At 48.1% G+C, this 13,251-nt stretch carries 14 protein-coding genes; 10 read left to right on the plus strand and 4 right to left on the minus strand.

The features are described from left to right. Positions 1-104 precede the first annotated feature (104 nt). The gene (gene nadB / locus B0F88_RS12405) at positions 105-1,700 is read left to right on the plus strand and encodes an L-aspartate oxidase (RefSeq protein WP_104424236.1); all 1,596 of its coding nucleotides are present in this window, start codon (positions 105-107) and stop codon (positions 1,698-1,700) included. A gap of 116 nt (positions 1,701-1,816) precedes the next feature. Here the strand turns inward: nadB and B0F88_RS12410 are convergent, their stop codons facing one another. Beyond that, positions 1,817-2,161: a hypothetical protein gene (locus B0F88_RS12410; protein WP_258076653.1), complete on the minus strand. Its 345-nt coding sequence runs from the start codon at positions 2,159-2,161 to the stop codon at positions 1,817-1,819. A gap of 270 nt (positions 2,162-2,431) precedes the next feature. Here B0F88_RS12410 and B0F88_RS12415 point away from each other — a divergent pair, with 270 nt between their 5' ends. Both B0F88_RS12415 and B0F88_RS12420 read left to right on the plus strand, forming a co-directional pair. Next, positions 2,432-3,826, plus strand: coding sequence for a hypothetical protein (locus B0F88_RS12415; protein WP_104424238.1), 1,395 nt, complete (start codon positions 2,432-2,434; stop codon positions 3,824-3,826). Between the two features lie 70 nt (positions 3,827-3,896). Beyond that, entirely contained in the window at positions 3,897-4,394 is a 498-nt protein-coding gene (locus B0F88_RS12420; protein ID WP_104424263.1) for a hypothetical protein, read from the plus strand. Between the two features lie 158 nt (positions 4,395-4,552). Here the strand turns inward: B0F88_RS12420 and B0F88_RS12425 are convergent, their stop codons facing one another. After that, positions 4,553-5,566: a tryptophan--tRNA ligase gene (locus B0F88_RS12425; RefSeq protein ID WP_104424239.1), complete on the minus strand. Its 1,014-nt coding sequence runs from the start codon at positions 5,564-5,566 to the stop codon at positions 4,553-4,555. Positions 5,567-5,773: 207 nt separating this feature from the next. On the opposite strand from B0F88_RS12425, the gene B0F88_RS12430 reads away from it, so the two are divergent. The 4 genes from B0F88_RS12430 to B0F88_RS12445 are packed head-to-tail and all read left to right on the plus strand — an operon-like array spanning position 5,774 to position 7,881. After that, complete coding sequence (locus tag B0F88_RS12430; RefSeq protein ID WP_104424240.1) at positions 5,774-6,073, plus strand: PilZ domain-containing protein; 300 nt, start codon at positions 5,774-5,776, stop codon at positions 6,071-6,073. 48 nt (positions 6,074-6,121) lie between these two features. Further along, entirely contained in the window at positions 6,122-6,526 is a 405-nt protein-coding gene (locus B0F88_RS12435) for a 6-pyruvoyl trahydropterin synthase family protein (protein ID WP_104424241.1), read from the plus strand. A gap of 8 nt (positions 6,527-6,534) precedes the next feature. Further along, a complete protein-coding gene (locus B0F88_RS12440; RefSeq protein WP_104424242.1) occupies positions 6,535-6,987 on the plus strand; it encodes a DUF1249 domain-containing protein in 453 nt (150 codons plus the stop codon). Between the two features lie 12 nt (positions 6,988-6,999). Continuing rightward, positions 7,000-7,881: a DNA/RNA non-specific endonuclease gene (locus B0F88_RS12445; RefSeq protein ID WP_104424243.1), complete on the plus strand. Its 882-nt coding sequence runs from the start codon at positions 7,000-7,002 to the stop codon at positions 7,879-7,881. Positions 7,882-7,914: 33 nt separating this feature from the next. Here the strand turns inward: B0F88_RS12445 and pap are convergent, their stop codons facing one another. Then, a complete protein-coding gene (gene pap, locus B0F88_RS12450; RefSeq protein ID WP_104424244.1) occupies positions 7,915-9,402 on the minus strand; it encodes a polyphosphate:AMP phosphotransferase in 1,488 nt (495 codons plus the stop codon). 281 nt (positions 9,403-9,683) lie between these two features. Between pap and gshA the strand changes: the two genes are divergently transcribed. The 3 genes from gshA to B0F88_RS12465 all read left to right on the plus strand — a co-directional run bounded on the left by gshA (position 9,684) and on the right by B0F88_RS12465 (position 12,523). Beyond that, positions 9,684-11,270, plus strand: a complete 1,587-nt coding sequence (gene gshA / locus B0F88_RS12455) for a glutamate--cysteine ligase (RefSeq protein ID WP_104424245.1) — start codon at positions 9,684-9,686, stop codon at positions 11,268-11,270. Positions 11,271-11,280: 10 nt separating this feature from the next. Beyond that, positions 11,281-12,003, plus strand: coding sequence for a phosphoadenylyl-sulfate reductase (locus tag B0F88_RS12460; RefSeq protein WP_104424246.1), 723 nt, complete (start codon positions 11,281-11,283; stop codon positions 12,001-12,003). A 91-nt stretch (positions 12,004-12,094) separates the two neighbouring features. Continuing rightward, on the plus strand, positions 12,095-12,523 hold the full coding sequence (locus tag B0F88_RS12465) for a bacteriohemerythrin (RefSeq protein ID WP_104424247.1): 429 nt from the start codon (positions 12,095-12,097) through the stop codon (positions 12,521-12,523). A gap of 31 nt (positions 12,524-12,554) precedes the next feature. On the opposite strand, the gene B0F88_RS12470 is transcribed toward B0F88_RS12465, so the two are convergent. Further along, the gene (locus B0F88_RS12470; RefSeq protein ID WP_104424248.1) at positions 12,555-12,866 is read right to left on the minus strand and encodes a hypothetical protein; all 312 of its coding nucleotides are present in this window, start codon (positions 12,864-12,866) and stop codon (positions 12,555-12,557) included. Between the last annotated feature and the right edge of the window lie 385 nt (positions 12,867-13,251).

A 13,251-nucleotide genomic window follows, 5' to 3' on the forward strand; every position in this document is an offset into this window, starting at 1 on the left:
AAATTGTGCTATCGGGTTAAAAAGCTTTATTATCCACCAATTGCAACTCAGCATGTTAGTACAATAACTTTTCTCTTATTTGACCGGCCGGCTACTTTTATCTAATGCCTAATTCCCAAAATTACGATGTTCTTATTATCGGCAGCGGCGGCGCGGGTCTAAGCTTGGCGCTTAAGCTGGCTGACCATTCAATGCGCATTGCCGTGCTGTCGAAATTCGCCTTGACGACGGCCAGTACCTATTATGCGCAAGGCGGTATATCCGCTGTTTTCGGCGCCGATGATTCGATTGAATCGCATATTGAAGATACGCTGGATGCCGGCGCGGGGCTTTGCGATCCCGAGATTGTCAGGCTGACCGTGACGCACGGCAAGAGTTCGATAGACTGGCTGAGGCAGCAAGGCGTTGCGTTTACCGAGGAGCAAACCGCGTCAGGGGAAGTCAAGCTGCATTTAAACCGGGAAGGCGGGCATTCCCACCGCCGCATTGTGCATACCGCCGATGCAACGGGTAAGGCAGTGTCGTTGTCGCTGATTGAGCGCGCCAAGGAACACGCCAATATCGAATTGTTTGAGCATCACAATGTGGTAGAGCTCATTACCAGTAAAGGGGATGCGGTAAAACGGATTTTGGGCGCTTATGTTCTGGATTCAAAAAGCCAGCGAGTCAAGACGATGGCGGCTCGCGTCGTGGTTTTAGCAACCGGCGGCGCAAGCAAGGCATACCTTTACAGCACCAATCCGCAAAGTTCAACCGGCGATGGCATCGCCTTGGCCTGGCGCGCAGGCTGCCGGGTCAGCAACATGGAATTCATGCAATTCCACCCCACTTGTCTTTATCATCCGCATGCACATTCTTTTCTGATCAGCGAGGCGGTAAGAGGCGAGGGCGGTAAATTGATCCTGCCGGACGGCTCTCCGTTTATGCAGAATTTTGATCCGAGAGGGGAGTTGGCGCCTCGCGATATTGTCGCCCGGGCCATCGACCATGAGATGAAAAAACGCGGCATAGACTGTGTTTATCTCGATATTAGCCACAAACCGGAAGCGTTCATACGCGAACATTTTCCGACGATTTACCAGCAGTGTCTTGACTTTGATATCGATATCACCAAACAGCCGATTCCGGTCGTTCCGGCCGCGCATTACACCTGCGGCGGCGTGTTGACCGACAGCTATGCGCGTACCGATATTGCCAATCTCTATGCGATAGGCGAGGTCGCCTGCACCGGCCTGCACGGCGCAAATCGGATGGCCAGCAACTCGTTACTGGAATGCCTGGTGTTTGCGGAACGGGCCAATGAGGATATTTTGCAGAAACTACCCGGCATTACGCCGCCACCGGAACTTCCTGATTGGGACGAATCGAAAGTCAGTGATTCCGATGAAGAGGTGGTTGTTTCCCATAACTGGGAGGAATTGCGCCGCTTTATGTGGGACTATGTCGGCATCGTCAGAACCGATAAACGCTTAAGCCGGGCAATGAGCAGGGTGGAATTGCTTAAAAAGGAAATCGCCGAATATTACAGTAATTTCCGTGTTACCAGTGATTTGCTGGAATTGCGCAACTTGGTCATCGTCGCCGAATTAATCATCCGTTGCGCACAGCAGCGCAAGGAAAGCCGTGGTTTACATTACACGCTGGATTATCCTGAAACCGATAACAGCAAGCCTGCGCAAAATACTGTTTTGAAACATTAAAGATAACTCGGCGTATCTTATGCCGATCATTATACTTTCTCCTTGATTTTTAGTGTCCAAAAGCAATGACGCATTTGTTTTTACGAAGCCTCTTTTTAATGCCGAGGCCGAGCATGTTAATGCTTCAACAGGGGCTTGAGCTCTAAAGCCGCTCGTTCACAGTCTATAGCCGACGCCTCGACGCGCTGGCTCAAAAAAATATCGCTGCTTAAGCCGTCAATATCGCGGGAAGCGTACTCGATAAGATCGGCGCACACCTGCTGCATGCGCTGCTCTGCCTGCATTAAGGCGTCATTTTTTGGGGATTCATCGCTTTCCAGCAACATCATCACTTCACTGGTCAGTTGGTTTTGCAACCGGAACACCTCTTCTACGTGATGTTCAAAATCTTCACGCGATTGGCTGTTTGCGCCATACCCGCTAAAAAACGGGATCGTACAGCCCGATATTAATGCAGCCATAGCCCAGGCTGTTAAGCTTTGAAGAATAAAACCTTTCACATTCATCATTTTATTTTTTAAACCGCACTTACGACACTCAAACTATATTATCAATATACTATAAATCGATCTTGTTTGAGTATGAAAAGAACACTATTTACCCAACATTTTTTCATTTTACAACCATAAAATGCCTATATTTTGCCGCGGTTTTTTTGTATTGTTCGCTCATTCTTAGGTGTATACTTCGTCACCCCTTATCCATAAAATTCAATAAATACGGTGTCTCTGATGACTGAAAAGACAGCTAGCAAATACCTGCTTAACCTTGAAAAACACTTCGCCTCTGACAATCCGGTATTGCTGAAAGCATCGAAAGTTTTTCAGGAACTCGATCAGATTGAATATGATCTGGGGCTCATCGAAATGGATGAAACGACCGCCAGTAAAAACTCATGGTGGCCGATAATCAGTTTGTTTGGCGGCAATTCAACGGCCAAGTCCAGATTCGTTAATAACTACTTGGGAGCGGACAATCTGTTTTCCGGCATCCAAACATCCAATCATAAATTTACTGTTTTGCTGCATAATAATCAGTCTAACCCGGCCACTTTGCCCGGCACTGCGTTGGACGTAGATCACCGGTTCCCGTTCTATCAAATCAGCCGTAGAATTGAGCAGCAGCAGGCGGGAGAAGGAGACCGCATCAATTCTTATCTGGAATTGAAAACGCTGAACAGCGACCGCCTAAAAAGCAAACTTTTCATTGACGCGCCCAATGTCAGCGCCGCCACGCCCAGTCCCGTTACGTCGTTGTTAACAAAACACGCCATTGAGAACTCTGATCTGGTTTTGATTTTTACCGATGTTTTTGATTCAACCTCGCCGCTGGTTGATGAATTAGTGGAAAGCATTATTCAGCATCAGGATTCGAATAAATTTGTTTATCTGATAGATAGACCCGCAACAATGCTCAGCTCGACTACAAACAGCGAAATCATAGCGTCATGGCAAAGAAAACTCGCCGGATTGGGGTTAAACACCGGGCAGTTTGTGGTATTGCCTAGCCAGGAAGGCGGCTTGACGCCTCAAAATCCGGCCGACTTTGCCGCGATAGACCAACGCATAGCCAATGTAGGGTATGACCGTACTTACCGTGTATTGAATTCGCTGGAAAAAAATGTTCGAGAGATTAATGACGTGGTGATGCCGGAAATCAAAAAAGCTATCGGCCAATGGAAAGACCGGGCAACCTTTTCCAGCCTGATTGTGCTCGGATTTCTTGCCACTCTCGCCATTTTCGCGGAAATACAGACCGGCATTTTGGAGCTCTTGATAGACCCTATCATCGGGCCTGCGATAATCGTTACCCTGATCGTTATCATGACGCCATTGCATGTTCTTTTTAGCAAGTTCCAGGCGAAACTAATACTCAGCCAACTGAACGATCGGCAAAAAGAACTCCATTTAATGGAAAATTTAGCCGGTATTTTTGAAAAAAACCTGACTTTCGGCCGCATTATGCTTCCGATTTCAGAGCCCGTTGGCTGGAATAAAAAAACAAAACTCCGCTTGACCCAAATATCCAATAAAACCAAAGAGCTGGTTCAGTTATTGAATGATAATTTCAGTACTTATGACGGACAATCCTTAACCGGCTATTCGGATTCGTCGAATTTTAAATAGTATCCACAAAATACCCTGGGACATGTGAGCCCCCAGGGTATTAATGGTTTATAAAAAATTCCAAGACACTATGGATGTTTTAAAACAATACCTGCCGCTATGCTGGTTAAAAAACAACCCGCTAATGCTCCCGAGATCGGTTGATTTTTTCAAACAAAATCTGTTGTTTTATTTTGTTGTCGAATATTTCATGCAAACCAACATGACCGACGACCCGATAGAATCATTTGTCGAGGTAGGGATAGCGACACTATTGTCACTTATATTCATAGGCGTCATGCTGTTTCTTAACAAAACCTTGTACGCTTATGTACAAGTGGCGACATCGGTCATGTTTTGTTCAAACATAGTCGCTTTGCTCCTCGTGCCGGTGTTGACCTGGCTGACCGTAAGCGAAGAACCGTTAAGTTATTATTTTTTTGCGCTGCTGTTATTTTGGGAATATGCGCTGGTAGCGTACATCATCAAGCAAGTCCTGTCGGTCAATATTTTGGCCAGTCTGGTCTTGTCTTTGTTCTATTTCATAGCCACTTATTTTGGCGCTTTTGCGCTGGGACAAGTGCTGTAATTGCACAAGGCAAGATGTTCTTCGCCGGTTCGCCAAAAAGGATTATGTATTTTTAATCAGCACGAAGGACGCGAAGAAAAAACATAAACTTCGAGCCCTTCATTCCTATCGGACATTTGCCAAGGTTTCTTGGAACCGGTTATTGAATGCCACCGGATTTACAAAGAAATCCGCGAGATCCCGACAGCTTTGCGCAATTCCTGCATAAACGGCACACTGACTGCGCGCGCTTTTTTTGCCCCTTCCTGCAATTGCTCTTCGATATGTTCGGGCGCCTGCATCAATGCCTCATAACGTTCCCTTGCCGGAATAAGATGTTCGTTAATATGTTCAAACAGCACTTGCTTCATCTCGCCCCAGGCGATGCCGTCTGCATAACGTTGCCGTATTTCAGCCACTTCCGCCTGACTGGCAAAGGCCTGATAAATGCCGAACAAGGTGCAGCCTTCAGGATCTTTGGGCTCGCCCGGTTCCAGCGAATTGGTCTTGATTTTGTTAATGAGTTTTTTTAGCTTCTTTTCAGATTCGAATAACGGGATGGTGTTGTTGTAACTCTTGCTCATCTTGCGACCGTCCAGGCCGAGCAACGTTGACGCATGCTCTTCAACGACCGCTTCCGGCAGCACAAAATGCTCGCCGTAAATATGATTAAAACGTCCGGCAATATCCCTGGCCATTTCAATATGCTGAATCTGATCTTTGCCTACCGGCACTTTATTGGCATTAAACATCAGCATATCGGCGGCCATCAAAATCGGGTAACTGAACAAACCCATGGTGATGCCCTTATCGGGATCGTTTTCGCCGCCCTGCTCGTTTTCGGCGACGGCAGCTTTATAGGCATGCGCTCTGTTCATCAGGCCTTTTGCCGCGACACAGGTCAACATCCACGAGAGTTCCAATATTTCCGGCACATCCGACTGCCGATAGAAAACCGCATTCGACGTGTCCAGTCCTAAAGCCAACCAGGTTGCGGCGATTTCAAGGCTGGATTGCCGGACTCTATCCGGTTCATGACATTTAATCAGGGCATGGTAATCGGCCAAAAAATAAAAGGGCGTAACATTCGCATCCTTGCTAGCCGCAATGGCCGGCCTGATTGCGCCGACATAATTACCCAAATGCGGTGTGCCCGTGGTTGTGATTCCGGTTAAAACGATTGCTTTACTCATTAGATAATACTCAGCAGTCCTGTTTATTTACGATGTTAAAATCGGCACGATATTACATTGTCAGGCTAATATCCAGCGGAATAGCTCAATTGGCGGCGCTGTTGCAAATCCTGCCCCGTTATTGTGCTTTTTATAGTAAACTTCGCAGCCAATACCATGCAGCTTAACCAGTGGGCGCGACAACTGTAACAAGAGCGGAGAGATAACATGCTGGAATATGATGAAAAACGCAATTATATTCGAATGGAAATAGACTGCGACGTGACCTTCAAACTTGCAGATTCGGATGAATTGCACCACGGCCGCTGTTCATCAATCAGCGGGGCCGGCGTTTCGTTCATTGCCGACCGTTCTTTTGATCCCGGCAAGGCGATGGAAATAAACGTCATTCCAAAAAACACAGTCACGCCCTCAATGACGGCTTTTATCGAGGTTATCAGAAGCACGCAACAAGGCAACGGCAGCTACGAGATTGCCGCCACCATAAAGAGCATAAAAGGGGAGTAAAGCTCCCAGTTCCCGCTTTTAAACCACCGGACTGCTTTATTTTTTATTATGTATACGATTACCAAAGAGGTGTATTTTTGTTACGGACACCGGCTAATGAATCACCCCGGCAAATGCCGCAATTTACACGGACACAGCGTTAAGGCCTCGATTTCGATAGAACAGGAGCAGCTCAACGACCAAGGCATGGTTTGCGACTTTTCCGATATTAGAGACAGCGTTGAAGCGTTTATAGATCAGACACTTGATCATAACTTCCTGCTGCATAAGGACGATCCGATCATCCCAATGTTGATCGCAAACAAGGAGCGCTTCCTGGCTCTTGACGAACATCCGACCGCAGAAGTCCTGAGCAAAATGATTTATCGGCATCTGAAACAATCCGGTTTTAACGTCGCCCAGGTGGTGCTGTGGGAAACCGCCAGCGCTCACGCTTGCTACCGGGAAAATTGACAGCGGCCATGAGCTTTGTAAATCCGGTCAACAAGTCATTCTGCCTCGAACAAGTCTGCGAATCCAACTATCAAAAGTTATTAAAATTAATTCCTGACTTAATGGCGTTTAAAGAAACCGCCATAGGTCTTGCCCCCCACCACACCACGCTGCATCTTGACATCATTGAGCGCACGCCGTACACGATGACCGTGGAGCTTAGCCATTGTTTCAATAGAAATAAGGAAGCGTATCTGGCTCCCGCGGTAAAAATAAGGGTTTATCTGGATGCGCAGTTGGCCGAAGTGTTAAGCGATCATGTCCGCGCCGGTGTGACGCAGGTTTTTAAAGACCCCGGATTGAGCCTTGAAATCATGAATTACAAATGGCGGTTGAATTATTTCCTGCAAAAATGGCTGGATCACTGCCTAAAAAAAGACTATTTGTTTAGCGCCGATGAGGCCACTGAAGCGTTGGCTTAAGCCGTTCCGCTAATGCGCAGAAAACCGTCGCCGCTCAGCCTGTTTACGTTGTTGCTGGGATTATTTCGCCTGTGCTTCAGGCATCCCGTATTGTTGCTGATTATTCTTGGACTGGGTTTCGGCGGCTATGCTTATGAAGTCAAAATCGCCCGTCCGGCCTTGCTTTATCAAGGCGAGCCGCAAGCCCTCGACGGCAAAAACAGCGATACCTGGTTTCGCATATTGCGCAATCACGGTTTTATTTTGGGCTATTCCGATTTACGCGGTAACCCGTTGTGGGTGGAGTACGCGCTGACAGCCGACGCGGAAAATACGCCGTCCCTGAAGCGGCCTAGTCGCTTTGAAACCGATTGGCGCAGCATCAATCGCGTCAGTCACGACAGTTATCAAAAAAGCGGTTACGACCGCGGGCACATGGCGCCGAATTACGCGATCAGCCATCTTTACGGCGGAGCAGGGCAGGCGGACAGTTTTTTGATGACCAACATCACCCCGCAAAAACCCAAGCTCAACCAGCAACTGTGGCAGCGTCTGGAGGAGGCGGAAATCAAGCATTTCGCCAAGCTGTTCGGCAAGGTGTGGGTTGTCACCGGGCCGGTTTTTAGCGGCACGGTCGAGCGCCTGAGTTCTGACTGGATGGTGGAAATACCGGATGCCTTTTACAAAATGTATATCACCGAGGTCAATCCAGGCGAACCGCTTGTTGCGATAGGCTTTTTAGTGCCGCAAACCGTCAGCGGTAAAGAACCGTTGGCGCAATTCGTGACCAGTATCGACAATATAGAAGCGCAGACCGGCCTGGATTTTTTTGCCCAATTGGATGACCGTACCGAAGCGGCTTTGGAAGCCGCCATCGATCCGTTGCCCTGGAATTTGCAAGCGCTTGGCAAATAGCCGGAACGATATTGGGGCGGGGTTTTATTCCGACTATTTTTTGCCCATTGCCGCTTCAATCTGTTTGCACAAGGTTTTCAAAATCTTGATCCGCGCAAAGTTCTTGTCGTTGGCTTCGACCAGCGTCCACGGCGCAATTTCGGTACTGGTGCGATCGACCATATCGCATACCGCCTGCTCATATTCAGCCCATTTATCGCGGTTGCGCCAGTCTTCTTCGGTAATCTTGAAGCGTTTAAAGCCGATTTTTTCGCGCTCGTTGAAACGCCTGAGCTGCTCTTCCTTGCTGATCGCCAGCCAGAATTTGGCCACCACGATATTGTGGCGCACCAACTGGGCTTCAAAATCGTTGATTTCGCTGTAAGCACGCATCCAGTCCACTTTCGAGCAGAAACCTTCAACACGTTCGACCAAGACGCGGCCATACCAGGAACGATCGAAAATCGTCACCCGCCCGCGCCTGGGGATGTGCCGCCAAAAGCGCCATAAATAAGGTTGGGCGCGTTCTTCTTCGGTCGGTGCGGCGACCGGAACAATGTTGTAGTAACGGGCATCCAGAGCCCCGGTGATGCGGCGGATTGCGCCGCCTTTGCCGGCGGCGTCATTGCCTTCGAACATCACGATGACGGTGATGTCCTTAAACTTGTCTTCTCGGGTCAGCAAAGCGAGCTTGCCCTGATATTTTTCCAGTTCAGCCTTAAACTCTTTCTTGTCAATCTTCTGGGTCAAATCCAGCACCTTCAGAATATCGAGTTGGTCTATCGAAGGCAGCGGTGGCGGCGCATGAACCTCGGTGACTTTGATGTCGGCATCATCCAGGCGTTTGCGTATCGCATCCAGAATCACTTTGCCCACGGTCAAATTGCGATAGTGCGGATCGTAGCCTTCGACGATAGTCCACGGCGCTTCAGCCGTGCTGGTGTGCCGTATCACGCTTTCATGCACGGCACGGAATTTATCGTACAGCTTGAAGTGTTTCCAGTCGCGCTCGGTCACCCGCCAGCGGGTTTGCGGATTTTTCTCAAGCAGCTTCAGGCGTTTTTCCTGCTTATCTTTGGATAAGTGCATCCAGAATTTGAGGATCAACGCGCCCTCGTCGGTCAGCATCTTTTCCAGGCGCTTGGCGCGTTCCATGCTCTGGTCAAGCTCTGCCGCCTTGGTCAGGCCGGTCACGCGATTCAGGATAGGCCAAGTGTACCAGGAGCCGAGAAAGACGCCTATCCTGCCTTTGGGGGGCAGCTCGCGCCAGAACCGCCACATCATCGGGCGGTCAAGTTCCTCATCCGACGGCTCGCCCATACCGTGAGTCTGGATAAACCGCGGGTCCATCCATTCGTTGAGCAAATTGACGGTTTCGCCGCGCCCAGCGCCATCCAGGCCGCCAATCAGAATGATAACCGGGAATTTGGACGATTTTTCCAGATCCATCTGCGCTTCCAGCAGCGCCTCGCGCAGCTTGGGGACTTCCAGGTCGTAAGTGGCTTTGTCTATCTTGTGCCCGAGCTCTGCCGATTCAAACATGATGTGATTTTCCTGGTATGTTGTCTAAAAATGCCGTAACTACTTAATGAATGATAGAACACGGATGGCGCGGATTGGCGCCGTTTTTTCAAAAGCAGGCAATAAAAATGGACTGCCTTGTGCCGGGTGTTCCAGGTATAAGCTGTTGTTTTTTGTTGCGGCGGTCAATAGCCAATCAGCCCCGCCATAACAGGTTCATATCCGCGATAATATTTCTTCAATCGGTTAAACCCTTTATAATGACTCGATTATACAAGGACCACAGGGCATGTACCCATTCTATGACTAATTTGAATAACGCGCTTTCAACACGTTTGGATCGACTGAACGCAAACGGCCATCAGCAACTGCTTTGCGGCGGACTTAAAGGAATTGAGAAAGAAAGCCTGCGATTATCCAAAGACGGATTCATTGCCCAGACACCGCATCCCAAAGCCTTAGGCGCGGCGTTGACCCATCCGTACATCACTACGGATTACTCCGAAGCCCTGATCGAATTGATTACCCCGCCGTTTGCCGATGTCAAGGATTCGCTGGAGTATCTGCACACCATACACCAGTTTGTTTATCAGCATCTGGATAACGAAATCCTGCTGAGCGCAAGCATGCCTTGCGGCATTGACGGCGATGAAAGCATCCGCATCGCCGAATACGGATCGTCCAACATCGGCCGGATGAAGCATGTTTACCGGCACGGCTTATGGCATCGTTACGGCAGGACCATGCAGTCCATTGCAGGCATCCATTTTAATTATTCGGTGCCGGAAGCCTTGTGGCCTGTGTTGCACAAAGAGGAAAACGGCGGACTGACGCTGGAGCAGTTCAAAGCCGATGCTTATTTCGGTTTAATCCGTAATTTCCAGCGCATGGGCTGGTTGATTCTGTATTTATTCGGCGCATCGCCGGCCATCTGCAAAAACTTTTTCAACAGCCGCCCGGCCTTGATGGCGCAATTTGACGAATTAGACAACGGCACGCTTTATCATCCTTATGCGACGTCGTTACGCATGAGCGACATCGGCTACAAGAGTAAAAACCAGGCTAACCTGAAAATCGATTACAACTCGATAGACGGCTACGTCAGCAGCTTGAGTGCGGCTATTTCGACGCCTTATGCCGAGTACGAAAAAATCGGCACTCTGGTTGACGGCGAATACCGTCAGCTGAACAGCAACATTCTTCAGATTGAAAACGAGTTTTACAGCACGATCCGGCCAAAACAGATTGCCGAATCCGGCGAAAAACCGACCTTGGCGCTTAAACGCCGCGGGGTTCGCTACATAGAAATGCGCTCTTTGGATCTGGATTTGTTTAATCCTATCGGCATTGATGAAGATAAAGCCCGTTTTATTGAGGCGCTGCTGCTGACCTGTCTGTTGCAAGACAGCCCGAAAACGTCGGATCAGGAACAGCAGATTAACAACGCTAACCAGTTGGCTGTCGCCAATTCAGGCAGAAAACCGGGATTGGAGCTTAATAAAAACGGGCGGGGCATTCTGTTACGCGATTGGGCGACTGAAATCCTTGAATCCATACGGCCGGTGTGCGCAATCCTTGACCGGGATAATGCGGAAAAACCTTATAGCGCCACGTTGGAAAAACAACAACTATTGGTTCGGAATCCTGATTTAACGCCATCGGCAAGAATGCTGGAGCAGCTGAAACAGCTAGGTCAGCCCTTCGCCCGTTTCGCATTCAATACCTCTGCCGGACACGGACAGTATTTCAAGAGCAATACACTGGATAGCGGCAAGGCACAACAGTTTAATGAAATGGCGGAACTGTCTCATATCAAACAGCAGGAAATCGAAAACAAAGAGCAGATCCCTTTTGACGATTTTTTGAATCAATATTTTTTGCAAGCGTGATTCGATTATTATGACTACATTCGATATAGAACAACTACAAACCGAGCTGGATCGTAAAAATCCGCGCGTGATACTGAAGAAAGCGCTGGAGCTGTTCGATAATATTGCGATCTCTTTCAGCGGCGCGGAAGACGTGGTGCTGATCGATATGGCTTTGGCGATCAGAAAAGATATACAGGTATTCTCTTTGGATACCGGACGTTTGCATCCTGAAACCTACCGATTTATCGAAAAAGTCAGAAAACATTACGGGGTCGATATTGAATTATTGACGCCGGACAGGGACGTGCTGGATCGCTTCGTCAAAAACAAAGGCCTGTTCAGTTTTTATCAGGATGGACACCAGGAATGTTGCGGTATCCGCAAGGTTGAACCGTTAAAACGCAAGCTGGCTCATTTAGACGCCTGGATTACCGGCCAACGCAAAGACCAAAGCCTGGATACCCGGCAAGCGGTTCCTGAAGTGGAGATAGACGGCGCATTTTCCACTGCCGATCACCAATTGGTTAAATTCAATCCTTTGCTGAACTGGAGTTCGGCGCAAGTCTGGGATCATATTGAAGCCTATCAGGTCCCTTATAACGAATTGCACGAAAAAGGCTTTATCAGCATAGGCTGCGAGCCTTGCACCCGTGCCGTGCTGCCCAACCAGCATGAAAGAGCCGGGCGCTGGTGGTGGGAGTCGGGAGCGAAAAAAGAATGCGGATTGCATGCAGGGAACTTGAAACAGTAAATGCAGGCAGGGATAGGGCGTCAATGTTGCCCGTTACAAATCGTGTTGCTGCTTTATTAGTATTCAACGACCAACATATTTAGAGGTAATTATGCCAATAAGATGGGATTCCCGCTTAAGTGTAGGAAATATCTATATTGATATAGAGCACAAATTAATCATATCGCTGATTAATGCGCTGGAAGCGGCGCTACGTCATCCCGATGAAAAAGACTCATTGAAGTTTTTCATCGATCAGTTGCATGAGTCTGCTAAAGATCATTTTGTTAATGAAGAAAAGCTGCAACGCAGGTTTATGTTTCCTTTTTATGAGGAAAATAAAGACGGGCATCAGCGTTTGATGGCGGAATTGGATGTCATTAAAAACATCATCTATCGTTTTGTCGAAAATGCGGACACTACGACGGAAGAGGCTAAAGAAACCAGCGTAAAAGTCAATGGTCTAATGCGGAACTGGTTTGTCGATCACATTGTAAAATCGGACATGAAAATGAAAGGGTTTATGGATAATGCGGCATAACCTGCAATCAATTTCATTCCGTACAAATCATCTAGCTCCCATTGTCATTCAGATATAAATCTTCAATCAGCTTTCTTTCTTCCGGCGTAAGCAACGGCGTGGAACATTTTTCTTCAGAATGGCGTTGCTCGGAAAACGGTTGCCGCCGCCGTTCAGCGGCGCGCCTGTCATTAGTGGATGTACCCGCCTTCCGGCGATTGGATTGCGGCCAGACCAGATAATGTTTTTTTACGTTTTCCAACCACTCCTGTGAGCCGAATGGGTAGGGGATCTCGCGTCTGTCAGTTATGCGCCGGGTGATCAATGACCTGCGCGATGGGTGTCGAAAATAAAACATATTCATGTTCATGACCTCCGCTGATTTGTTCTTTTACTGTGCTAAAGCGTATCAGCTGAAAAGTTAAAAGCACGTTGAACTAAATATTTGCCCATAAAGCTTAGGTTTATAAACAATAAAGTGTATTTAGATGGACTATTTTCTTCGGAGCTCCGGCAATCTTTTTCGCTTATACGGCCTGGGGCAATCAGAATTAAGTGCAAGGGCATTGTTTGCTTTTTAGAGGACTCCGTCTATAGGTTATGATACCTATTGAGATAAAAACTGAAGGCGGATTCAACTCCGAAGTGCAATTCTAGTAATCATGCGGCATCCCTCTCTTGTTCAGGAAAAAAGACCTCATGAGGTGTTTTAAAATTGAGTGTTTTTCGAGGGCGATGGTTGAGCTTAT

This window comes from Methylobacter tundripaludum (assembly GCF_002934365.1).
Classification (GTDB): domain Bacteria; phylum Pseudomonadota; class Gammaproteobacteria; order Methylococcales; family Methylomonadaceae; genus Methylobacter_A; species Methylobacter_A tundripaludum_A.

What these genes read in the sequence shown, in the direction of transcription:
- nadB (WP_104424236.1), top strand. Translation starts at nt 105, where the DNA reads ATGCCTAATTCCCAAAATTACGATGTTCTTATTATCGGCAGCGGCGGC.
- B0F88_RS12410 (WP_258076653.1), bottom strand. Translation starts at nt 2,161, where the DNA reads ATGGCTGCATTAATATCGGGCTGTACGATCCCGTTTTTTAGCGGGTAT.
- B0F88_RS12415 (WP_104424238.1), top strand. Translation starts at nt 2,432, where the DNA reads ATGACTGAAAAGACAGCTAGCAAATACCTGCTTAACCTTGAAAAACAC.
- B0F88_RS12420 (WP_104424263.1), top strand. Translation starts at nt 3,897, where the DNA reads ATGGATGTTTTAAAACAATACCTGCCGCTATGCTGGTTAAAAAACAAC.
- B0F88_RS12425 (WP_104424239.1), bottom strand. Translation starts at nt 5,566, where the DNA reads ATGAGTAAAGCAATCGTTTTAACCGGAATCACAACCACGGGCACACCG.
- B0F88_RS12430 (WP_104424240.1), top strand. Translation starts at nt 5,774, where the DNA reads ATGCTGGAATATGATGAAAAACGCAATTATATTCGAATGGAAATAGAC.
- B0F88_RS12435 (WP_104424241.1), top strand. Translation starts at nt 6,122, where the DNA reads ATGTATACGATTACCAAAGAGGTGTATTTTTGTTACGGACACCGGCTA.
- B0F88_RS12440 (WP_104424242.1), top strand. Translation starts at nt 6,535, where the DNA reads ATGAGCTTTGTAAATCCGGTCAACAAGTCATTCTGCCTCGAACAAGTC.
- B0F88_RS12445 (WP_104424243.1), top strand. Translation starts at nt 7,000, where the DNA reads ATGCGCAGAAAACCGTCGCCGCTCAGCCTGTTTACGTTGTTGCTGGGA.
- pap (WP_104424244.1), bottom strand. Translation starts at nt 9,402, where the DNA reads ATGTTTGAATCGGCAGAGCTCGGGCACAAGATAGACAAAGCCACTTAC.
- gshA (WP_104424245.1), top strand. Translation starts at nt 9,684, where the DNA reads ATGACTAATTTGAATAACGCGCTTTCAACACGTTTGGATCGACTGAAC.
- B0F88_RS12460 (WP_104424246.1), top strand. Translation starts at nt 11,281, where the DNA reads ATGACTACATTCGATATAGAACAACTACAAACCGAGCTGGATCGTAAA.
- B0F88_RS12465 (WP_104424247.1), top strand. Translation starts at nt 12,095, where the DNA reads ATGCCAATAAGATGGGATTCCCGCTTAAGTGTAGGAAATATCTATATT.
- B0F88_RS12470 (WP_104424248.1), bottom strand. Translation starts at nt 12,866, where the DNA reads ATGAATATGTTTTATTTTCGACACCCATCGCGCAGGTCATTGATCACC.